Source organism: Bacteroidota bacterium, from assembly GCA_016194975.1.
Taxonomy (GTDB): Bacteria; Bacteroidota; Bacteroidia; order Palsa-965; family Palsa-965.
Genome location: JACQAM010000004.1, coordinates 18,772 through 41,756, shown reverse-complemented (window position 1 = coordinate 41,756; position 22,985 = coordinate 18,772). Strand labels below are relative to the sequence as shown.

Sequence of the window (22,985 nt, the reverse complement as noted above, 5' to 3'; positions counted from 1 at the left end):
AGTCTACGATTTTAAAAAAGAAAAATGTTAAAGAATATTAGAATAACAAACTTCTTGAGTTTTGAAGATGAAACTTTTGTATTCGACAAACGTCAAAATATTCTTGTCGGGATAAATGGTTCTGGAAAGTCAAATTTTTTAAAGTGTTTGAGAATTCTGAAAGAAGGTGTTGCGGGAATAGGTATGAAAAAATATGTTTTTGATGTTCTTGGAGGATTTGACAACATCTTTTTCAAAGGAACTAACAAGGGAAAAAATCATTTGCGCATTGAATACACATTTGACGCTTCTGTTATCAGAAATTTTGGTTTTAAATTTACTGACGATGTAATTTATACGATAGAATTTTTTAAAAGCCCTAGCACTTCAAATTATTACATAAAGGAAAAAATACAAACAATAAAAAAAGAAGGTGTCGGTTTTACTTATTTGGATTTTGATAATGGTACAGGTATGTTAAACGAATTAGATAATAATGACAACTACAAAAGAACGAAACTAATTAGGTATAATGATTTTGTTGAGCCTACTGAATTGGCTTTGTCAAAAATTTTTGACACCAACCGGTACTTAGCTCTTTCAACAATAAGAAAAGCAATTTCAGATATTGTCGTTTACGACTATTTTGACACAACACCTACAAGTCAGATTCGCAAACCAATGCTTCCTACTTCTGAAAAAAGATTGTTGCCAGATGGAACTAATTTACCACAGATATTAAATACCATTAACATTAATAATAAAACAAGTTTCCGAAAAATAGAAAGTATGTTAAATCAAGTAAATCCAAAATTCAAGGGATTTGATTTTCATATTATTGGTGGAAATATCGAATTGATGCTTGATGAGAATAATCTTAATAGCTCTATCCATGTCAACAATATTTCCGATGGTACATTAAGATACTTGTGTTTATTATCAATATTATTTAATCCTGATAGAGGTGCATTAATTTGCATAGATGAACCTGAAGTTGGTTTACATCCCGACATGATAACAAATGTTTGTAATGCTATAATTGAGGCATCAGGAAAATCCAATATGATAATATCTACGCATTCGGAAAATCTATTAAATTCTTTTGACCTAACAAATATTAGGGTTTTTGAAAAAGACGAACGAAACTCTTCTAAAATTCTCAGTTATACAAAAGAAGACTTTAAAGATTGGTACGAAGACTTTAGTGTAGGCAAAATGTGGAGAGAAGGAGACTTGGGAGGTAACAGATGGTAGATAGAAGATTATTTATTGAAGGCACAAAGGAAATTCGCAATGGAAACTTACGAGAAGGTTTCGGTATGCTCATTGAGCAAAAAGTGAGGGACAAATTGCTCCGAATTGACATGGGGGGCGGTAAGGAACAAACAATTAATAAGTTTAAGCACAGTACAAATTCTAAGTTATTGTGTGATCTTGATGCTCCATCACCTGAAATTGAAAATGATTTGAAAAAGAATGCTCTTGAGAAAGCAAAGGATTCCGTTTTTTACATGATTCAGGAAATGGAAGCATGGTTTATTTCTCAACCAAAGATTTTGGATCAATTTTACAATATGGAAATCAGCAAACGGCTTCCCCAAAAAAATGCTAGTGCATTTGCAAATCCAGATGAGGAATTGCAGCGTATTACAAAAGACACTAAAAAAGGAACATATCATAAAGTAAACCACGGCGCACAACTCTTAAAATTATTAGATGCCGATAAACTTTATCATGATTTTCCCGATTTTCAAAGATTAATCGATAGTTTCAAGTAAGCGAAAATGGAAGCACAACCGGGATATTTTAAAACGATCTTTCTTTCCATCCGTTCACTCCTGAAAGGAATGAAACTGACGGGATATTATTTCACGCATCACAAAGAAATTCTCACAGAAGAATATCCAAACAACCGCGCGACACTGGTAATGGCCGATCGTTTCCGCGGAGAAGTGATCATGCCGCATGATGAACACAACGAACATCGCTGCACGGGATGCCAGGCATGCGAGATCGCGTGCCCGAACGGATCGATAAAAATTATTACAAAGCAAGTCATCAAGGAAGACGGCAAAAAGAAAAAAGCTATCGATGCTTTTATTTATCATCTCGATCTGTGTACGATGTGTAATCTTTGCGTTGTAGCTTGTCCTTCGGAAGCTATCGTCATGGGACATGCTTTCGAACACAGCGTACTCGATAAATCAAAACTGAAAAAGATCCTGAATGAGCCCGGCTCAAAAGTAAAAGACGGAATAGAATAGTATGAGTGTATCTGCGATCATATTTTATTTATTGTCCGCCGCGATCATTGGCGGTGCGTTCATGGCGGTAACAAGTTTGAAAATTTTCCGTGCCGCCATCTATCTTCTTTTCTGTTTGATGGGAATTGCAGGAGTTTATTTTTATCTCCATTACGAATTCATCGCGGCCGTGCAGATCGTAGTTTACGTTGGCGGAATTGTCGTGCTCCTTATTTTTTCTATTTTTCTCACGCACGAATCGGGTGCCGATATGAAACCGCCGATAAAGCAGCGTTCCATATTCGCAGTGATCGCAACACTCTGCGCTTTTGCACTGATCTACGTGATCGTGAACAAACAACAATTCGTTCCTTCCCCCGCGCCTTCGATAAATGCAGATGTGAATGAGATAGGAACAGAAATGCTGAGCACCACAGCACACGGATATATTCTTCCTTTCGAAGTGATCAGTGTATTGTTGCTAGCAGCGATGATCGGCGCGATCGTCATTGCCATTAAAGTAAAACCTAAAGAATGAACCAGATCGGATTGAATCATTATCTCGTTCTGAGTACTGCGCTGTTTTTTATCGGCACGTACGGATTTCTCACGAGGCGCAACATGGTAACGATGCTCATGTCGATCGAGATTATTCTAAACAGCGTGAATATTAATTTTATCGCGTTCAATAAATTTCTTTATCCCGGAAAACTCGACGGATTGTTTTTCACACTCATCATCATCACCATCGCAGCTGCTGAGGCGGCAGTGGCGATCGCTATCATCATCAACCTGTACAGAAAATATAAATCCATCGATGTGGAAGATGCCGATTCCATGAGATTCTGATTATGATCGACGCAAAACTCATAGCGCTCATTCCGTTACTTCCCCTTGCGACATTTCTCGTAACGGGATTGTTCGGAAGAAAATACCTGAAAAACTTTTCGGGAATACTCGGAACACTTTCGCTTTTGACAGTTGCGATCATTTCCGTTTATGTTGCTTACGAATATTTCTTTGTCATCGGAAAAAATACCGCCGGCGTTTATGAAAAGATCATTGCGCTGAAAATTACCTGGCTGCAATTTTCACCGAATCTTTCCATCGACATGGGTATCATTCTCGATCCGATCTCCGTGATGATGATCGTGGTGGTGACATTCGTTTCGCTGATGGTGCATTTCTACAGCATCGGTTACATGAAAGGAGAGGAACGCTATTCCACTTTTTATTCATTCCTCTCGCTCTTCACATTTTCCATGCTCGGGCTTGTGCTCTCAAGTAATATTTTCCAGATCTATATTTTTTGGGAACTGGTCGGACTTTCTTCCTTCCTGCTCATTGGATATTATTACGACAAACCATCGGCAGTTGCCGCTTCAAAAAAAGCATTCATCGTCACACGATTTGCAGATCTCGGATTTCTCATTGGAATTTTAATTCTTGCATTTTATTCCGGCACGCTTGATTTCTCAACACTCATCACACGGCTCACAACACACACCGAATATTATTCTGCGATCACCGCAGCTTCCTTCATGGGAATTTCCGCGCTCACCTGGGGACTCGTACTCGTTTTCATTGGCGGTGCAGGAAAATCGGCGATGTTTCCATTGCACATCTGGCTGCCCGATGCGATGGAAGGGCCAACGCCGGTTTCTGCATTGATTCACGCGGCGACGATGGTTGTTGCAGGAGTTTTTCTCGTAGCAAGATTATTTCCCGTGTATGCGCTCTCGTGCATGCCCGCGCTGGAAGTGGTAACGTATGTGGGAATATTTTCTTCGTTCTTCGCAGCGATCATCGCGTGTACGCAGACGGACATCAAGCGCGTGCTCGCGTATTCGACCATGTCGCAGATCGGTTACATGATGTTCGCGCTCGGCGTTTCCGGTTATGGCGGTGAACACGGATTGGGATTCATGGCGTCCATGTTCCATCTCTTCACGCACGCGATGTTCAAAGCATTATTGTTTCTCGGCGCCGGAGTTGTAATTCATTATGTTCACAGCAATGAAATGAAAGACATGGGAGGATTGCGAAAGTCAATGCCTGTAACGCATATTACATTTCTCATTGCTTGTCTTGCCATTGCGGGAATTCCTCCGTTCGCCGGATTTTTCTCGAAAGAAGAAATTCTTGCAGCGGCGTGGCAGAATAATAAACCGGTTTTTTTTGTTGCAATTCTCACTGCCGCGATCACCGCATTCTATATGTTCCGTTTATATTTCTCCATTTTCTGGAACAAAGAAAAAGTAGACTCGCATGCTCACGATGCTCACGCGCACGGGGAAGGCGCAAAAACAATGCTGATTCCACTGATCATTCTTGCCTTGTGCGCCATTGGTGTCGGATTCATTCCGTTCGGACATTTTGTAACGAGTGATGGAAAATCATTGCACACGGAATTCAACCCGTTGTTTTCACTCGGGCCGGTAGCATTGGCATTGGGAGGAATTTTTCTCGCAATGTTCCTTTATAAAAAATCAAGCAGCAAAGCGGATTCGATCTCGGAAAAAATTTCCGGTTTGTACAACGCGGCGTATAGAAAATTTTACATTGATGAAATTTATTCTTTCATCACGAAGAAGATCGTGTTCAATCTCGTTGGCCGGCCTGCTGCATGGATAGACCGCAACATCGTGGACGGATTCATGAATATGCTTTCGACCGTAACGGAAAATTTTTCTGAAACGCTCCGGCCTTCACAATCAGGAAAAGTGCAGCAATACGCCGTTTACTTCTTCACGGGAGCGCTCGGCCTTGCGGTGGTATTAATCTACATCTGGAAATAAAAAAGTGATTTGATAATACTATGAATCTTTCGCTCTTAATATTCATTCCGCTCTTAACCGCCATCGGACTGATGATGTGCAAAAACATTTCGTATGTGCGTTGGGTTGCGTTCGTGGGATCAATGGTTCAACTGGTGCTCGGCGGAATATTATTGAAAAGTTATTTTGCGGAACGCGCTGCAGGAAATGCCGCACCGATGCTTTTTGAATACCGTCACACCTGGTACCAGGGATTGAACATCGATTATTATGTGGGTGTCGATGGAATTTCCATTGCAATGATCTTGCTCACTGCATTTGTAGTCGCAGCAGGCGTGCTCATCTCCTGGAAAATGGAAACGCTCACGAAAGAATTTTTCTTTTTGCTGATGCTGCTGAGCATGGGCGCTTACGGATTTTTCATTTCACTCGATCTCTTCACTTTATTTTTCTTTCTCGAAGTTGCGGTCATTCCTAAATTTCTGCTCATAGGAATATGGGGAAGCGGCAGGAAAGAATACAGCGCAATGAAACTTGCATTGATGCTCATGGGCGGATCTGCTCTCGTGCTCGTTGGAATTCTCGGTGTCTATTTTTATTCTGACAATGGAAGCGGCGGACATACTTTCGATCTGCTGAAAATTTCTCATCAGCATATCGCACCGGCTGTACAATATTTTTTCTTCCCGTTCTTATTCATCGGCTTCGGCGTTTTCACGGCGATGTTTCCTTTTCACACGTGGGCGCCCGACGGACATTCTTCTGCGCCAACTGCCGCGTCTATGTTTCTTGCAGGAATATCAATGAAACTCGGAGGATATGGTTGTCTTCGCGTCGCAACTTATTTAATGCCCGAAGGAGCGCATCATTATTCGTGGCTGATCATTTTGGTTTCTACCATCGCAATTATTTATGGTGCATTCGCCACACTGATGCAAACCGATCTGAAATACATCAACGCATATTCTTCCGTTTCTCATTGCGGATTTGTGTTGCTGGGAATAGGAATGATGACACAGACGGCGATCAACGGTGCGGTGATGCAAATGGTTTCGCACGGAATAATGACAGCACTTTTCTTCGCCGCGATCGGGATGTTGTACGAGCGCTCGCATACGCGTGTAGTTGCGCAACTAGGAGGATTATTAAAAGTAATGCCGTTCATCGGTGTTGTTTTTGTGATCGCAGGTTTGTGTTCACTCGGACTTCCGGGCCTCAGCGGATTCGTTGCAGAGATGACCGTCTTCATGGGATCGTGGCAGGTGCAGGAATCGTGGCACCGGCTTGCAACTATTCTCGCCTGCGCTTCCATTGTTGTAACTGCTGTTTACATTCTGCGTGCGACCGGTGCTTCGCTGATGGGGCCTATAAAAGACAAACATTTTCTCGAACTGAAAGATGCAACGTGGAATGAAAAATTAGCTGCGGTAATGCTGATCGTTGCGATCCTTGCAATAGGAATGACACCGTATTGGCTTACCAATCTTATCACGCCCGATACAAAAATTATTATGGAACGTTTAGCAAACATCGGGGGAATCTGATCATGGGAATTGATTTTTTCGAATTGATGAAACCGGAAGTGAGTTTAATGCTCATCATCTGCCTGTTGCTTGTAATGAAGATTTGGGATGGAGTGAAAGAAACCGGCACATTGCTCGTGATCGCTAATCTTTTTCTTGTTGCGCATTTCATTCTCGGATTTTTCATGAATAAGGAAGGAGCTTTGTTCAGCGGAATGTATCATACGAATGCGATCATTGTTCTTGAAAAAAATATTCTTGCTTTCGGTACGCTGCTCATTTCACTTCTCGCCTGGGACTGGCTGAAAAAACACCAGCATCTTCTTGAATTTTATATTCTTCTTCTTTCCACGCTGCTTGGCCTCAACTTCATGATCTCTTCCGGAAATTTCCTGATGCTGTATCTCGGTTTGGAACTGGCGACAATTCCTTTAGCAGCGCTCTGCAATTTTGATCTCGATAAAACAAAATCTTCCGAAGCAGCATTGAAACTGATCATGTCTTCTGCATTCGCTTCCGGCGTTCTTCTCTTTGGAATTTCCATGCTGTATGGAACAACCGGTGCCATCAGTTTTGATGAGATCGCCGCGCATCTTGATGGAAACGCTTTGCAAATGATCTCGCTCATTTTTGTTTTCTGTGGATTTGCTTTCAAACTTTCCGTTGTACCATTTCATTTCTGGACGGCCGATGTTTACGAAGGATCGCCGGTTGCAGTCACATCGTACCTTTCCGTCATTTCAAAAGGCGCGGTTGTATTTGTTTTTATCAATGCGCTGTCGCCTCTTTTCCGCGAAATGCATGAAGCCTGGGAACATTTGTTACTTGTTGCGATCGTTCTCACTATTACTGTCGGAAATTTATTTGCCATCCGTCAGGATAATCTGAAACGGTTCCTTGCTTTTTCTTCCATTACGCAGATCGGTTATATTTTACTCGGGCTTACAGAAGGCGGATCGCTCGGATCATCTGCGGCAATTTATTTCCTCGTGGTTTATATTTTTTCCAATCTCGCGGCATTCGGTGTAGTAGGAATGATCGTTTCGCAGACCGGAAAAGAAAACATCAGCGAGATGAATGGATTTTACAAGAACAACGGAATACTCGGTTGGGCGATGGCACTTGCTGTATTTTCTCTAGCGGGAATTCCACCGACGGCAGGATTTTTCGGAAAAATGTTTTTGGTAATGGCGGGAGCTTCAAAAGGAAATTATTATCTCATCGCATTCGCCGCACTCAACATGGTGGTCTCACTTTATTATTACCTGCGAATTGTGAAAGCGATCTTTATGAATAAGGCGGAACAGCCGATGGAAAAGATAAAAGGAAGTCCGGCACCCACGTTTGCTCTTGTAATTTGCATTGCCGGTATTGTTGCCGTTGGATTCTACAGCGGCATTTATGATTACATCTTTTCACTTTTTACGAAATAATTTTCAGCGATGGCATTGAATCCCAATCACGCATTCGAAGAACTCGACGGAATCAAATGTTCTATCGTGGAAAAACTGTGCACTCCTGAGCGTGTGGAATTCCTGAAAAATATTCTTGAGCTGAATAAATTCACAGTCGTCATCAGCAAATCCCCTCCGCCGAAAGTTGTTCCTCCAAAACCTGCAGCGCCGCTCGCGGAAGGACAAGTCGCGCCACCGCCTGCGCCTGAACCGCCGCCCGCGCCGGAAACATTTACCGTTGGAGTTACCGATGTGTCATTCGATCCGATCACGGCGATCTACAACCGCCAACTGAAAACGCGCGATAAAAAATTCGTGGATATTTATTATTGGAAACAGGAAACTAAAAGTCCGGATACTTCTAAGTGGTATTGGCAGAAATGAAAATGTATTGATTCGGTTCCGATCTCAAAGATTATCGCATTATCTTTTCTTAACAGTAGAAGTATTCAGTTGCGAAATCCATTTTGCCGGTAGAAGCGTATATCAGGGAAATCAATTACAATGAAAATGATCTACTCTCTGGCAATCACGATAGCGCTTATGGGCGGATGCGCAAGCCCGGATACCGTTCCGGCAAAAAATTTCGCCAACGATAGTTTAAAAAATACTGCTATGGACACCACGAAAATTGTAAAGACAGATGCAGAGTGGCAAAAAACACTCACGCCCGAACAATACCGGATACTCCGTGAAAAAGGAACAGAGCCCGCATACACCGGCGAGTACTGGGACAATCACGAAAAAGGAATTTACAAATGCGCGGCGTGCGGAGCAGTTTTATTTTCTTCGAATGAAAAATTTGAATCCGGTTGCGGATGGCCGAGTTTCACCATGCCGTTCGATTCCGCTACGTGTGATTATCACAAAGACACTTCGGCTGGAATGACGCGCACAGAAGTAACCTGCCACAAATGTGGAGGACATCTCGGTCACGTGTTCGATGATGGACCGCCTCCGACTTACCAGCGCTACTGCATCAATTCGGGTGCGTTGATTTTTGTGAAGCAATAAGTGGGGAGTACGAAATACAAAAGTGCGTTGGTCATTGCGATCCCGATCTTAATCGGGAGAAGCAATCTTGCGGGTAGCACTTTTGTATTTTGTACGCTGCCGAAAGTTTTTCTCTTAATCATCGTCTTACTCTCATAAAACCGCTAAATTTCCTTTATGAGAAAGACCACTACCATTGCCGTTGCAATTTTGTTTTCCTTTTTTGCAAAAGCACAACTCACTCCCGAGATCACTTCGTGGATACTGAATACGAACAGCGCTACCGGTTACAATAATATTCCGTCTGATGTGCAGATCGTGCAGTATTCCGCAACGCAGGTTTACATCAGTTGCACTTGTATTCCCGGTTACAGCATCGGGCCATGGACGGGTAATCCGAACACTCCTTCGAATCAGAATTTTGTTTACATGATCACGCGCGCACCTGTGCAGAATACGGGTTCACCGGTTGTAACTCCACTCGGACACATTGGTGTTTGGTCGAATGGTGTTTCTGTTTTCAATGCGAAAGACGGAATGAGTTACAACAATCAGGGAATATGGAACAGGAATGCATTGTATTATGAAGGAATAAGTTTCGACAGTTGTCTCGGGCATCCTGCTCCCAATGGAGAATACCACAATCACGTGAATCCGCATTGTCTTTATGATGATCACGACAGCAGTGTGCATTCGCCCATCATCGGTTATGCGTTCGACGGATTTCCGATCTACGGTGCATTTGCTTACACGAACACAAACGGAACCGGGCCGGTCACAAGAATGCGCAGCAGTTACGTGTTGTCTTCCAACACAACCCGTACCAACGGACCGAATGTGAATTCAACTTATCCTGCAGGATGTTTTTGTGAAGATTATGTGTACACGCCGGGTGCAGGCGATCTTGATATACACAATGGAAGATTCTGTGTTACGCCTGATTATCCCAGTGGGATCTATGCTTATTTCGTTACGCTCAACGATACTTTGTATCCGCAATATCCTTACGTACTCGGACCCACCTATTACGGAACAGTGCAGGCGGGAAATACAGGTCCGGGTGGCGGACACGTGACGATCACGGAAACAACAACAGTTTACACGGGCGCTGCGGGCGTTTACAACATCACACCAACGATCAAATACACATTGATGCCGAATCCGACGAGCGATTTTTCCTACATCTATTTTGATCCGTCAAGCACAACGAATAATATTGCAGGAGAACTTTTCGATGCGAACGGACAATTGATAGAAACATTTGAGAATATGCAACCGGGAGTTCAGTATCGTGTTGATCTTTCGCAACACGCTGCGGGAATTTATATCCTGCTTTTGCAATCAAACGGAGCGCAGGTGAAATTAAAATTAGTGCGGATGTAATTCCCCATCCTCCTAACAGCAAACATTTTTTTTGCTTAAAGAATTTAACCCTAAAAAAAGCGGCCCCCAAAATGTGCCGCTTTTGTTCTTCTGCCGTTTAACCGTACAGGAAGATATAAAAACCGGAAGAAACAATTCCTCCCACGAATGGTCTCTCTCCGGTGTACCTTTTTCATCCTTTACTTTATTTCATTTCCGCTTACAACAGGATTGTTTACAGGGTAAAAAAGGTTATGATGAAAAGGCTTATATCACAAAAGAACAAAACCGGGACACTTACAAAATAAAAAATCGATACTGTGCAGCAATGAGTCGATGCATTGCAGGAATGGCAATATTTCCCGGCTCATTGCTCCGCGCTTCCTACTGCCCGTTATCTTTGTTGCATGAACGTACTTCTTCTCGGCTCCGGCGGACGTGAACATGCTTTCGCCTGGAAACTTTCAAAGAGTAAAAAACTTTCAAAACTTTTTATTGCACCAGGAAATGCGGGAACAGCTTTGTGTGGAACGAATGTGGCAATAGTGGCAACCGATTTTGGTGGAATAAAAAAGTTCGTTCTCGACAATGATGTGAAGATGGTAGTTGTTGGCCCCGAGGATCCATTGGTGAAAGGTATTCACGATTTTTTTCTTTCGGATGAAGAACTGGAAAAGATCATGGTCATTGGCCCGCAGAAAGCCGGTGCGATGCTCGAGGGGAGCAAGGATTTTTCAAAGCAATTTATGGTGCGGCATAAAATTCCTACTGCTGCCTATGAAACTTTCACGAAAGATTCGCTCGAAGAAGGATTCAGATTCCTTGAAAAACTTTCTCCCCCTTATGTTTTAAAAGCCGACGGACTCGCAGCAGGAAAAGGAGTGATCATTCCGAAAACACTTGCCGAAGCAAAAATAGAATTGAAGTCGATGCTGGCCAATGCAAAATTCGGTGATGCAAGTTCGAAAGTGGTGATCGAAGAATTTCTCAAAGGAATTGAACTTTCTGTTTTTGTGCTCACCGATGGAGATTCCTATAAAATTCTTCCGGCTGCAAAAGATTACAAAAGGATCGGCGAAGGAGATACAGGTTTGAATACCGGTGGAATGGGTGCTGTTTCACCCGTGCCGTTTGCCGATGAAGAATTTCTACGCAAAGTGGAAGAGCGTGTTATTGTTCCTACGATCATCGGATTGAAAAAAGATAAGATCCCCTACGTCGGTTTTATTTTTATCGGACTGATGAATGACAATGGTGACCCGAAAGTGATCGAATACAATTGCCGCATGGGCGATCCGGAAACGGAAGTGGTATTGCCACGCATCAAAAGTGATCTGCTGGAAACTTTCATTGCGGTCGGACAAAAAAAATTAGCTCGTTTCAAATTCGAACTGGATCCGCGCACTGCAACAACAGTGATGATGGTGGCAGGTGGTTATCCCGGCGATTATGAAAAAGGGAAAATAATTTCCGGACTTGAAAAAGTAAAAGACGCCATGGTGTTTCATGCCGGAACAAAAATTGACGGAGAAAAAATTCTGACTAACGGTGGACGGGTGATGGCATTCACCGGCTGGGGCGATTCTATTGAGGATGCACTCATCAATTCCTATTCAGCTGCTGCATTAGTAAAGTTCGACGGAAGTTATTACCGCAGAGATATCGGCCAGGATCTCCTGGAGTACGAAATACGAAATCCCGAATGAATTCGTACTCTAAAAAAATCCCCGCAAAAAATGCAGGGATCCACTTTGTATTTTTACAGCAACTTATTTCAATTTGCCTTCTTGAATTGCTTTTTTATTCAATTTGTGTTGCCAGGTCATCCACCAGATGAAACACATAAAAGCACCGAGGATAAGAATTTTGTTTGGCGAAATGTGATCATACATCCATTGGAGGAGATCGAAAAATTTGTAGAACGCACGTCCTACGCTGTACCAGAAACCGTGACCTGTCATCATAATTGAAATGTTTTTAGCCGGCTTCAAAGATAAGGATTCGTTTTAATTGAAAAAATGGCCAGTGACTAATGACTAATTTTACTTCGTGATCATCAGAACGGTTCGCACCTATCAGCCGCTTTCATTGGTATTGATTCCATTGATCGCCGTTGCATTGTGGCTGCCCGGATTTTTAAATCCTACTTCACCATCGGCGCAGATTTACATGCCATTATTCTCAGGGCTTGCTGATTTTTCAAATTCTCACCCGCTTTTTGCACATTGCTGCGGAATTATTCTTTCTCTTGCACAGGCATTTTTTCTGAATTACATCATCAATCATCACCAGGTGCTCACAAAAAAATCCTGGTTGCCTGCTTTGCTTTTCATGGTGCTTTCTGCCTGTTCACCGGGGCTGCTGGGTTTTTTTCCGGAAATGATCGCAGGTTTATTGTTACTCGTCGCGCTTCATTTCTTATTGGGAACTTATCGGGCTGACCGCGCTTTCACCGCAGTTTTCAATGCAGGATTTTTCATCGGATTTGCCGGGTTGATCTACGCACCTTCTTTACTTTTCGTGTTGTTCGGATTTGTGGTCATTCTCATTCTTCGCCCTTTCATCTGGCGCGAATGGATCATTTATCTCGTTGGCGTATTTATTCCGTGGATTTATTCCGGTGTTTATTTTTTCTGGAATGACCAGCTCAGAGAAATGTCTTATCGTGTACTCATTGACCCGGTGAAGCACCGCGATTTTTTTCTGAAACTTCCCGTGGAATATTATTCATTGAGCGCTGTCGCGGCTTTACTTTTATTGGTAGCCGCAGGAAGATTCATTGCCGGATCAGGAACATCTACGCTCAAAACAAAAAAATCTGTTTCCGTCATGATCTGGTTTCTTGTTTTTTCATTGCTGGCTGTACTGCCCGCACAGAATTTCGCTGTTGCCGGATTTCTTTTCTGCCTTTATCCTGTTTCCCTTTTCATCTCGAATTATTTTCTTCTGGCAAGGCGCACATGGATAGCAGAAATTATTTTCATCCTCCTCCTGCTCAGTATTGCCACCACTTATTTTTTAAACAAATTTCCATTGTAGTTCACAAATCCATCACCGTGCTGGCAACGGAAGCCGGTTTACGCAGTATCTTTGTGATGTAAAAGAAAAATAAAATGAAGATCGGTGTAGTAATTTTTCCGGGATCAAATTGCGACCAGGACATGATTTATGTTCTGCGGAATATCATGAACCAGGAAGTGGTGGAGCTCTGGCACAAGGATCATGATCTGCAGCGGGTGGATATGGTGGTGCTGCCCGGTGGATTTTCTTACGGCGATTACCTGCGTTCGGGAGCTATTGCAAGATTCTCTCCCATTATGAAAGAAGTGATCGATTTTGCGGGCAAAGGCGGAATTGTTTTTGGGGTGTGCAATGGATTCCAGATCCTTTGTGAATCCGGATTATTGCCAGGCGCATTGCTTCACAATACAGAACGGAAATTCATCTGCAAAAATATTTTCATCAAAGCAGAAACAAACAACACCGCGATCACGCAGGGAATTCCAAAGGAAAAAGCGCTGAAAATTCCCATTGCCCACGGTGAAGGAAGATTTTTTGCTGATGCAGGCACTTTGAAAAAACTGAATGACAACGGACAAATTCTTTTCCGTTATTGCGATGAGAATGGAAAGATCACTGCAAATTCGAATCCGAATGGAGCAGAAGAAAATATTGCAGGAGTTTGTAACGAAGGAAAAAATGTTTTCGGAATGATGCCGCATCCTGAACGCGCTTCCGATATTGAACTGGGAAATACCGATGGAAAAATTCTCTTCCGCTCCTTGCTCAGCCTCGTTCACGCCTGAAAATCACTCCTCTTTCTTTTTATTTCGCCCTTTCCCTCGATGAAACAACTTTTCATCGTGATTAAGTAAGATTTTGTCGAAATAAATTTTGTTTCCCCTGTTCTTATTCGGAACTTTCTTTTCCCTTAACCCAACACTCCATGAAAATATTTCTACGCTTATCTTTCGCTGCATTTCTTTTATCCACTTCTGTATTTGCCCAGCAACCGCAGATCGGAACTTCTTTGTGGGCAGCGCAACATTCCGTTCGTACAAGAAATGTTGCTGCGAATAATTCTGTCCAGAATGGAAACGCAACACTCGGAATGATCTATGACACGACTGCATGCGGACTCAATTTCCAGCAAGCATCCCTGCGGCTCGGACAACGATTTACTCCTGCAGGAATCACACAACCCGCAGCATTTCCTATTGGCAATCTTCCTTTCTGTGCGCAAATCGACAAAGCGTATATCTGGTGCGTGGATGTTGGAAACGGCCCGGCGATAAATGTCACAGTTACAAATCCGGTTGGAACTACAACTACTTTTCCAATGACAATGATCGGCATGGATGTCGACATGTGCTGGGGCGCTACAGGCACGTACGCCTATCGTGCGGATATAACGAGCATCATCAATGGAAATGGAAATTATATGATCAGCGGTTTGCCTACTACTACAGTTTTTTCTTCGACAACGAATGATATTGACGGCGCAACGATGATGGTTATTTACAATGATGTTTCTGCGTCATACACCGGTTCCATTCGAATCGATGATGGCTGCAAGGTTACAAATGGCGGAGTAAGTAATTACACGATGAGCGGATTAACACCCTGCGGAAATTCTACTTCTGCAACCGCATTCATGGTGATGGCCGATCTGCAAATGAACGGCGCGACGTGGACCATGAATTCGGGGCCAACGAATACTACTACAAGTTTCAACTGGTGGGATTATTTTTCTACCTCTACTAGTGTTCCTCAAACACAAACGAGTTGTAATTATTCTCTGAATGCTTCCGGAGATTGTGATTGTCTTGCAATGACAGGTTTGTACACGCGAACAGCTTGCACCACTTGTAACCCCATGTCGTCTGTTCTCACTGCGAATGTTGTTTCCACAACGCCTGCATCATGCGTGAATAATGGAGCGGCAACAATTTCTGTTTCCGGTGGCAGTGGAAATTATACGATCAACTGGAATACATCGCCGCAACAAAGCGGTTACACAGCTACCAATCTTCCTGCAGGAACTTATTATGTTTCTGTTACGGATTCCACTGCATCTGCATGTACAGGTTTGAGTGTAACTATTCCATACACCGGACCTGTTCTTTCAGTGACTTCAACCGGTGTGAATTGTTCTACGCTCGGATCAGCTTCCGTGAGTGTGACCGGTGGCACGGGCCCGTACACGTACTCGTGGGCGCCTACGGGTGGAACGAATTCTACAGCGAATAATTTACCAGCCGGAGTTTACACAGTGACGGTGACGGATAATACGGGTTGTTCCATTTCAGCAACAGATACTGTGCACAACAATACTTCGCTCATTGTAAATACAGCATCGCTTCCTGATACGTGTCCATCACCAACAGGAAAAGTTTTTGCTTTTGTGAGTGGAGGAACTTCTCCTTACACTTATCTCTGGCAACCGGGAAATCAAACAACGTCATCGGTTTCAAATCTCACTGCGGGAAGTTATACTGTTACAGTTACTGATGCAGTAGGATGTGCGATCACTTCGCAAGTGAGTGTGAATACGGTGAATGTTCCAATGACAGTTTCTGCTTCCATTGTCGGGGGAAGTTTTTCCTGCCTCGATTCCGTTTATCTTGCTGCTACTCCGAATTACACTCCAACAACTTTTGTTTGGGCGCCTCCTGCAAACCTGAATAATTCCACTTCGCAGAATCCGCATGCGCTGGTGATCGGAAATGTTACTTACACGGTGACTGCAACTTCTCAATGCGGAACAGCAACCGATTCCATTACAGTAAGTGTGGCAGGATCGAATACGCACAATGAGCCGATCTGTTTTGTGTCGGTTGATACAGCGATCAATCACAACGTCGTTATTTGGGAAAGAACAAATTCTCCGGCGGCAGGAAGTTATAATATCTATCGTGAGTCGTCAGTGGCGGGAGTTTACAATCTCATCGGATCGCAACCGATCACACAGTTCTCCACATTCACCGACATGACTTCGAATCCGCTGCAAATGGCGAGTCGTTATGAAATTACCACGTCAGATTCATGCGGCGCAGAGTCGGATACGAGTGCGCATCACCGCACACTGTTCCTCCAGGTGAGCCCTTCTATTTCCGGCGGATATAATTTGATCTGGACTCCGTACGAAGGATTGAATATTGCGACGTATGATATTTATCGCGGTTCAACACCAGGAAATATGAATGTGATCGCTGCTGTGCCCGGAACAATTTTCAATTTCACTGATGGCGCTCCGCCTGCAGGGCCAATTTATTATTGTGTAGTGGCTGTTCATCCAACCGGAGGATGTAATCCTTCGCGGCTTTCACAACAAGCGGCGAGTACTAACGGATCACTTTCAAATATCGGTCTTGCAAACGGAGTTGGAATTGATGCAGCTTCATTGATGCAGAACAGTATGAGCATTACGCCGAATCCTAATGATGGAAATTTCCAGTTGAATATTCAGATTTTGAATTCCGGAAAAATAGAAGTGAAAGTTTTTGATGCGATCGGACAAATTGCCTATGAAAAAACGGAAAATGCAGGCGCAGGAATCTTCACAGAAAAAATGGATCTCTCTTCACTTGCTAAAGGAGTTTACATGGTACAGGTGAAAACAGAAAAAGGAATTGTGGTGAAGCGCTTGGTGATCGAATGAAATAGAATGATCTTTTAACTGCTTCTGATTTTTTTACAAAAGATGATGCAGAACATTGGAGATAATATCCCGAAAAAATAAATTGCAATTGCATAAAAAAAGCATCATGAAAAAAATTCAAAAGGTAATTATTGCTGCAGTTTTTCTTCCGGCATTTATTGCCGCGCAAATTCCTCAGATCGGAACCGCCGCATGGGCCGCGCAGCATAATCATACGCAGCGACTGGTCGGACCTGTCGTCACTCCACAGAATGGAAACGATACGCTGAATAATATTTACAGTAACACCGCCTGCGGATTAAATTATTGCATGTCATCGCAGCGTCTCGGCCAGCGTTTTGTTCCAATAGGAATTGCACAACCTGCGCCGCTTACGGTAGCCATGCCCGCGTGTGCAACTGTTCTCAAAGCTTATTTGTACACAGAAGCTCTCGGTGTTGCTCCGTCAATCACAGCAACCATTACCGATCCTTCCACTACTACCACAAATTTTCCGATGACGGATATCGGAAATTCCATTGACGTTTGCTGGGGAATGAACGGAACACATGTGTGGAGAGCAGATGTTACTTCCTGCATTACAGGTCCCGGAATTTATTCACTGAGCGGACTTCCTGTGAGTACCAACACTGCAACGGTCGATGTGGAAGGCGCAACACTCATAGTAATTTACAGTGATCCTTCGGCAAACTGGACAGGAACACTCGTGATGGACGATGGTTGTCATACGGTCGCGTCCGGGCCCATGAGTCACACGATGATGAATGTGAATGCATGCGCGAATTCTACTTCAGGTACCGCGTTCTGTCTTGTTGGTGATATGCAGTTCAACACGTACACGGTGATCATGAACGGCGTAACGGTCCCCACTCCGCAATTCAACTGGTGGAATGAAATTTCAACTGTAACAAATGTCACGAACGGACAGGCAACCTGTAATTACTCGCTGAATGATAATGGGGGAGATTGCTACACGCTCGCTGTTGCCGGGTTGTATTTTAAAACAACCTGTTCTTCGTGTACACCTGTTGCAACCAATCTTTCTCTTTCCACTTCTTCTATTCCGGATAATTGCAATGGGAATGGAAGTGCATCGGTGAATGTTACAGGGGGCAGTGGAAATTATACGTATCTCTGGTTGCCGGGCGGACAAACAACTTCTACTGCGACCAATCTCGCTGCGGGAAATTATTCGGTGTTTGTGCAGGATGGAAGCGATTGCGCTTCAGCAAGTGTCACGGTCAGTTACACAGGTGCAGTGCTCACTATGTCTTCGGTTGGAGTTACGTGTTCGTCTGCAGGAAGTGCAACTGTGAATGTTTCCGGCGGAACAGGTCCGTTCACTTACAACTGGTCGCCGTCGGGAGGGACGAATGCAACAGCAAACGGACTTATTTCAGGAAATTATTATGTGGCGGTAACCGATGTTGGTTCCGGATGCATGAATACAGATTCTGTTTTTGTGGCGAATAATTCAAGTTTCTCTGCAGTGGTTAGTGCAGCACCTGATACCTGTAATGGAAATAATGGCGCCGCGTCTGCTTTCCCCAATGGAGGAACTGCTCCTTATACTTATCTCTGGCAACCCGGCGGACAAACTACGCAGAATATTTCCGGTCTTCCTGTCGGATCCTATACAGTTACAGTGACTGATGCATCTGGATGTTCTTACACCGGTACAACAAGTGTAACTGCATTTGCGCTTTGGGTTTACGCAGGAACGCTCGGATATTTTTATTGCGGAGATACGATTCAATTGAGTGCTTATTCGAATGACCCGAATGCAACTTATTCCTGGTCTCCTTCTTCATCGCTGAACAATCCGAATATTTATGATCCACTCAGCAATACCGGCATGAACATTACTTACACCGTTACTGCATCAAATGCATGTATGACCGCGCAGGATACTTTCCAGGTGATCCTTGATACATTGAATTATTACAACGAGCAGATTTGTTTTGTGAGCGTGGATACTGCGCTCGATAAAAATGTTGTGATATGGGAAAGATGGGGTTCTCCGTTGAATGGTTACTACAATATTTACAAGGAGAATCCTATAACGGGCCAGTATGCACTTCTTGCTTCACAACCTATTTCGCAATTCACGACTTACACGGATATGGCTTCTACTCCACAATTGAATGCCGACCGATATGTGATCACAACAGTGAATCCTTGCGGGCAGGAATCGGATACGAGTTATCATCACCGAACAATTTTCCTGCAGACCACTCCAGACGGAACAGGAGGATTCGATCTTGCATGGACAGCTTACGAAGGATTGCCGGTTACGCAATACAATATTTATCGGGGCACATCCATCAGCACACTCTCACTGCTTACCACCGTTACATCAACCACCATTTATAATGATCCGGCGCCACCTGCGGGTGTGAATTATTATCTGGTAGAAGCAGTTCATCCATTCGGTGGATGCGCGCCATCGCGCACGATCAATTCTTCTTATCAACCGCTCGATTACAGCAATGCACTTTCAAATATCAATACGGCTAACCCGAATGGAATTGCCCAGGATAATTTATTACAGAATTCTTTCAGTATAGCGCCGAATCCTAATGATGGAAATTTCCAGTTGAATATTCAGGTTTTAATTTCCGGAAAAATAGAAGTGAAAGTTTTTGATGCGATCGGACAAATTGCCTATGAAAAAACGGAAAATGCAGGCGCAGGAATCTTCACAGAAAAAATGGATCTCTCTTCACTTGCGAAAGGAGTTTACATGGTACAGGTGAAAACAGAAAAAGGAACTGCCGTGAAGCGCTTGGTGATCGAATAATAAAATTGTAAATGAATAACCGTCGTTCACGCTGATAAATATGCAGAAGGGACGGCGGTTATTTTTTTTCTCCGTCTAATTGTTCTCTCAGCCACTTCATCGCACTCTCTTCATCGGTGAACATTTTTGTAGGAACATTCGGCTGATTTACATTGATGTAAAAATTCACGAGCAGGCGTTGAGGAAGTGCGCGTGTGATAACAGCCACTGCAAGGAATTGTTGTTGCGCAGTTTTCTCAGCGAAATATTTTCTTGCTTCGTTCGTATCCGTGTACCCCGACCGCCCGTCCACGAGCGCGCCAACGCGCAAACCTTTGGTCAGCCGCGTACCGATCTCCACTAATTCGATCGCATCCTGCAATTCAATTTCCACACCTTCATTGATCTGAAAATGATAAATATCTCCAATAAGAGAAATGGTACCTGTGCGGTGTTGAACGGTTTTGTTCACGGGGGAAGTGAATTAGAGAGGACTAATTAAATTGATTTATCTGAACAAAGCAAGAATCTTTTACACGAAAATTATTTCTGGTAGAAATTCATCGTCTTCACAAAATTCCAGACTTCGCCCGGGAAAAAATGGCGCAGGTCTTTTTTTGCTTTCAGCCCTTCACGCAGAAACGAAGCGGATATTTCCAGTTGAGGCGCATTGGTGAAAGAAACAGACGGATGATCTTTCAGTTTTCCGCCGTCGTGGCCTTTGCGCGGGTAAACTAAAATTCGATGATGTTCCAGGATGAATTCATAATTTTTCCACTTGTGAAGTGTCTCTAAATTATCAGCACCCATGATCAATGCGAATTCATCATCCGGATATTTTTCTTTCAGGTAAGCCAGCGTGTTCACCGTGTAAGAAGGTTGCGGAAGATCGAATTCAATATTACTTGCTTTCATGTGCGCATGATCTCCGATTGCCAGCCGCACCATCTGCAAACGCTGCACATCACTGAGTAAAGTTTTTTTATCCTTCAGCGGGTTGTGTGGCGATACAACGAACCACACACGATCAAGATCCGTGTACTCCAGCATATAATTTGCGAGAGCCAGATGCCCGATGTGAACAGGATTGAAACTTCCGAATAATAAGCCGACTTTCATAGAGTACTACAGGAATTTTCTGACCAATCCTTCCGCTTCGATAAAAGCTTTTTCGAGATTTTCATTGACCAGCGTAAAATCAAACGAAGGCGCAAATTGCATTTCTGAAGTAGCTTTCATTACGCGAATTTTTATTTTTTCTTCCGGTTCAGTAGCACGCCGCCGCAGTCTTTTTTCGAGTATTTCAATCGAAGGCGGGCGCACAAAAATGGCCAGCGCTTTTTCCGCATATTTTTTTTTCAGGGTGAGTCCGCCTTGCACATCCACATCAAAGATCACATGATGGCCTTTTCTCCAGATGCGTTCCACTTCTGAATAAAGTGTACCATACAATTGTCCCGGATAAACTTCTTCCCATTCCACGAATTCATTATTTGCCACGCGCGCACGGAATTCATCTTCGGAATAAAAATAATAATCGACACCAAATTGTTCGTCGCCACGAGGTTTGCGGCTGGTTGCAGAAACAGAGAATTCCAGAGTAGGAAAAGTTTTCAGCAGGTGATGAACGATCGTGGTTTTACCCGCGCCGCTGGGTGCAGAAAATATTATGAGTTTGCCTTCCATCCGGATTCAACATTCAAAATTGAAAATTCAAGATTGAAAATTATCTGTTGGCAAATTTATGACCTTTTCGCCCAGAATTATTCAGGTAATTGATGAATCCCTCCAGTTCGCCACTGATTCTTTCGGCATCCATCTTCAATTTGTCAAATTCTTCCTGCGTGATGTAACCACAATCGAGACACCTGTAAAGTTGTGACCGGAATTCCCCCGCCGAACCTTTTGAGTACGATAGGAAATTTGTGAATTCTTTGTTGCCACCGCGTTCAAATCCCTCCGCAATATTATCCATCACCGATCCGGAAGAGCCGCTCATCTGGTCTTTCAGCTTAAAGTTTGTTTTAATGAGGGAGTTTCTGATCAACGAGTCAGCATCTTTTGCGAATACTCTTGATTTCTGCCAAACGGGCAAATCTTCAAATCGTTTGTAGCTAGCCATAAAAAAATAAATTAATAATAAAACTTAAAAAAATCTTGAATCTTGAATCTTGAATAAAAAGGGACGCAAGTGTAGAAAAACTATAATACGTTCAACAATTGTTCTTTTATCTTCTCCAGTTCATCCTTCATTTCCACAACGAGTTTCTGAATTCCCGCATCATTCGCTTTTGATCCAATCGTATTTATTTCTCTTCCTATTTCCTGCGAAATGAAACCGAGTTTTCTGCCGTTGGAATCTTCTTTCATCGTCTTCAGAAAATAATCACAATGTGTTTTCAATCGCAGTTTTTCTTCCGTGATGTCGAGTTTCTCGAGGTAATAAATGAGTTCCTGCTCGAAACGATTCTTGTCGACGTTCTCTCTTGCCACAGCTTCTGCCAGGTTTTTTTCCAGCCGCTCGCGCACATTCGCCGCACGCTGCGGATCGAGTGCAATGATTCCTTCCAGTTTTTCAAGAATGAGATGAATGCGCGAAGTGAATTCTTTCGACAGCGTTTTTCCTTCATCAGCGCGGAATTTTGAAAAAGACTGCAATGCTTCTGCAATCGATTTATTTACCAGCTTCCATTCTTTCTCATCCAGTTCTTGTCTTTCATTTTTTAGCACATCAGGCAGGCGCATCACAATGGAAAGGAGATTGTCGCTTTTTTCACCGAGATGTTTCGAAAGTTTTTTCAACTCTTTATGATAAGATGCGGCAAGAGACTGGTTGATGGTGGCCGCCGGTTCTTCCATCGTCGATTCAATGAAAATTGAAAAATCTATTTTGCCGCGCTCCGCATTTTTTGAGATCTCGGAGCGGATATCCGATTCCTTCTCACGATAAACCGAAGGCATGCGCAGATTCAGATCGAGTTGCCTGCTATTGAGCGAGCGGATCTCGATCGTTACTTTTTTCTGCGGCAATTCACAAACGGATTTGCCATAACCGGTCATTGATTTCATAGAGTACGAATTACGGATTTTACGAAAGTACGGAATACGAATTGGTGCGAATATACGAATGGAAGATGGATGTTGAAGGATGGAACAAATTCCTGCATTCGAAGAAAATATTAATTTCTATAATTGAAGTAAAGCCATCTTCCGT

At 43.3% G+C, this 22,985-nt stretch carries 23 protein-coding genes; 17 read left to right on the top strand and 6 right to left on the bottom strand.

Annotated elements, in window-relative coordinates; all coding sequences use genetic code 11:
- Positions 1-24: 24 nt before the first annotated feature.
- From HY064_02155 to purD, 13 genes are all read left to right on the top strand, one after another.
- Positions 25-1,233: an AAA family ATPase gene (locus tag HY064_02155; GenBank protein ID MBI3509437.1), complete on the top strand. Its 1,209-nt coding sequence runs from the start codon at positions 25-27 to the stop codon at positions 1,231-1,233.
- Positions 1,227-1,757 carry a DUF4276 family protein gene (locus HY064_02150; GenBank protein ID MBI3509436.1) on the top strand — a complete coding sequence of 177 codons (531 nt, stop codon included), beginning with the start codon at positions 1,227-1,229 and terminating at the stop codon, positions 1,755-1,757. The genes HY064_02155 and HY064_02150 overlap by 7 nt, the downstream gene beginning before the upstream one ends.
- 6 nt (positions 1,758-1,763) lie before the next feature.
- Complete coding sequence (locus HY064_02145; GenBank protein ID MBI3509435.1) at positions 1,764-2,243, top strand: 4Fe-4S binding protein; 480 nt, start codon at positions 1,764-1,766, stop codon at positions 2,241-2,243.
- A gap of 1 nt (position 2,244) precedes the next feature.
- The gene (locus tag HY064_02140; protein MBI3509434.1) at positions 2,245-2,760 is read left to right on the top strand and encodes an NADH-quinone oxidoreductase subunit J; all 516 of its coding nucleotides are present in this window, start codon (positions 2,245-2,247) and stop codon (positions 2,758-2,760) included.
- On the top strand, positions 2,757-3,071 hold the full coding sequence (gene nuoK, locus HY064_02135; protein MBI3509433.1) for an NADH-quinone oxidoreductase subunit NuoK: 315 nt from the start codon (positions 2,757-2,759) through the stop codon (positions 3,069-3,071). Before HY064_02140 ends, nuoK begins: the two co-directional genes overlap by 4 nt.
- A 2-nt stretch (positions 3,072-3,073) precedes the next feature.
- Positions 3,074-5,020 carry an NADH-quinone oxidoreductase subunit L gene (nuoL, locus tag HY064_02130; protein MBI3509432.1) on the top strand — a complete coding sequence of 649 codons (1,947 nt, stop codon included), beginning with the start codon at positions 3,074-3,076 and terminating at the stop codon, positions 5,018-5,020.
- 20 nt (positions 5,021-5,040) lie between these two features.
- Positions 5,041-6,543, top strand: a complete 1,503-nt coding sequence (locus HY064_02125; GenBank protein MBI3509431.1) for an NADH-quinone oxidoreductase subunit M — start codon at positions 5,041-5,043, stop codon at positions 6,541-6,543.
- 2 nt (positions 6,544-6,545) lie between these two features.
- On the top strand, positions 6,546-7,955 hold the full coding sequence (locus HY064_02120; protein ID MBI3509430.1) for an NADH-quinone oxidoreductase subunit N: 1,410 nt from the start codon (positions 6,546-6,548) through the stop codon (positions 7,953-7,955).
- 9 nt (positions 7,956-7,964) lie between these two features.
- On the top strand, positions 7,965-8,360 hold the full coding sequence (locus HY064_02115; protein MBI3509429.1) for a hypothetical protein: 396 nt from the start codon (positions 7,965-7,967) through the stop codon (positions 8,358-8,360).
- A 231-nt stretch (positions 8,361-8,591) separates the two neighbouring features.
- Complete coding sequence (msrB, locus tag HY064_02110; protein ID MBI3509428.1) at positions 8,592-8,990, top strand: peptide-methionine (R)-S-oxide reductase MsrB; 399 nt, start codon at positions 8,592-8,594, stop codon at positions 8,988-8,990.
- A gap of 156 nt (positions 8,991-9,146) precedes the next feature.
- A complete protein-coding gene (locus tag HY064_02105; protein ID MBI3509427.1) occupies positions 9,147-10,352 on the top strand; it encodes a YHYH protein in 1,206 nt (401 codons plus the stop codon).
- Positions 10,353-10,383: 31 nt separating this feature from the next.
- Positions 10,384-10,773 carry a hypothetical protein gene (locus tag HY064_02100; protein ID MBI3509426.1) on the top strand — a complete coding sequence of 130 codons (390 nt, stop codon included), beginning with the start codon at positions 10,384-10,386 and terminating at the stop codon, positions 10,771-10,773.
- The gene (gene purD / locus HY064_02095; GenBank protein MBI3509425.1) at positions 10,739-12,037 is read left to right on the top strand and encodes a phosphoribosylamine--glycine ligase; all 1,299 of its coding nucleotides are present in this window, start codon (positions 10,739-10,741) and stop codon (positions 12,035-12,037) included. Before HY064_02100 ends, purD begins: the two co-directional genes overlap by 35 nt.
- 63 nt (positions 12,038-12,100) lie before the next feature.
- Here the strand turns inward: purD and HY064_02090 are convergent, their stop codons facing one another.
- Positions 12,101-12,295, bottom strand: coding sequence for a hypothetical protein (locus HY064_02090; GenBank protein MBI3509424.1), 195 nt, complete (start codon positions 12,293-12,295; stop codon positions 12,101-12,103).
- A gap of 85 nt (positions 12,296-12,380) precedes the next feature.
- On the opposite strand from HY064_02090, the gene HY064_02085 reads away from it, so the two are divergent.
- The 4 genes from HY064_02085 to HY064_02070 all read left to right on the top strand — a co-directional run bounded on the left by HY064_02085 (position 12,381) and on the right by HY064_02070 (position 19,792).
- Complete coding sequence (locus tag HY064_02085) at positions 12,381-13,370, top strand: hypothetical protein (protein MBI3509423.1); 990 nt, start codon at positions 12,381-12,383, stop codon at positions 13,368-13,370.
- Positions 13,371-13,444: 74 nt separating this feature from the next.
- Positions 13,445-14,137: a phosphoribosylformylglycinamidine synthase subunit PurQ gene (purQ, locus tag HY064_02080; GenBank protein ID MBI3509422.1), complete on the top strand. Its 693-nt coding sequence runs from the start codon at positions 13,445-13,447 to the stop codon at positions 14,135-14,137.
- Positions 14,138-14,277: 140 nt separating this feature from the next.
- Positions 14,278-16,992, top strand: coding sequence for a T9SS type A sorting domain-containing protein (locus tag HY064_02075; GenBank protein MBI3509421.1), 2,715 nt, complete (start codon positions 14,278-14,280; stop codon positions 16,990-16,992).
- 106 nt (positions 16,993-17,098) lie between these two features.
- On the top strand, positions 17,099-19,792 hold the full coding sequence (locus tag HY064_02070; GenBank protein MBI3509420.1) for a T9SS type A sorting domain-containing protein: 2,694 nt from the start codon (positions 17,099-17,101) through the stop codon (positions 19,790-19,792).
- A 58-nt stretch (positions 19,793-19,850) separates the two neighbouring features.
- Here HY064_02070 and HY064_02065 read toward each other — a convergent pair whose 3' ends face one another.
- The 5 genes from HY064_02065 to HY064_02045 all read right to left on the bottom strand — a co-directional run bounded on the left by HY064_02065 (position 19,851) and on the right by HY064_02045 (position 22,831).
- Positions 19,851-20,243, bottom strand: a complete 393-nt coding sequence (locus tag HY064_02065) for a hypothetical protein (GenBank protein MBI3509419.1) — start codon at positions 20,241-20,243, stop codon at positions 19,851-19,853.
- 71 nt (positions 20,244-20,314) lie between these two features.
- Entirely contained in the window at positions 20,315-20,890 is a 576-nt protein-coding gene (locus tag HY064_02060; GenBank protein ID MBI3509418.1) for a nicotinate-nucleotide adenylyltransferase, read from the bottom strand.
- Positions 20,891-20,896: 6 nt separating this feature from the next.
- Entirely contained in the window at positions 20,897-21,457 is a 561-nt protein-coding gene (gmk, locus tag HY064_02055; GenBank protein MBI3509417.1) for a guanylate kinase, read from the bottom strand.
- Positions 21,458-21,497: 40 nt separating this feature from the next.
- On the bottom strand, positions 21,498-21,893 hold the full coding sequence (locus HY064_02050; GenBank protein MBI3509416.1) for a four helix bundle protein: 396 nt from the start codon (positions 21,891-21,893) through the stop codon (positions 21,498-21,500).
- Between the two features lie 80 nt (positions 21,894-21,973).
- Positions 21,974-22,831, bottom strand: a complete 858-nt coding sequence (locus HY064_02045) for a YicC family protein (GenBank protein MBI3509415.1) — start codon at positions 22,829-22,831, stop codon at positions 21,974-21,976.
- Positions 22,832-22,985 lie beyond the last annotated feature (154 nt).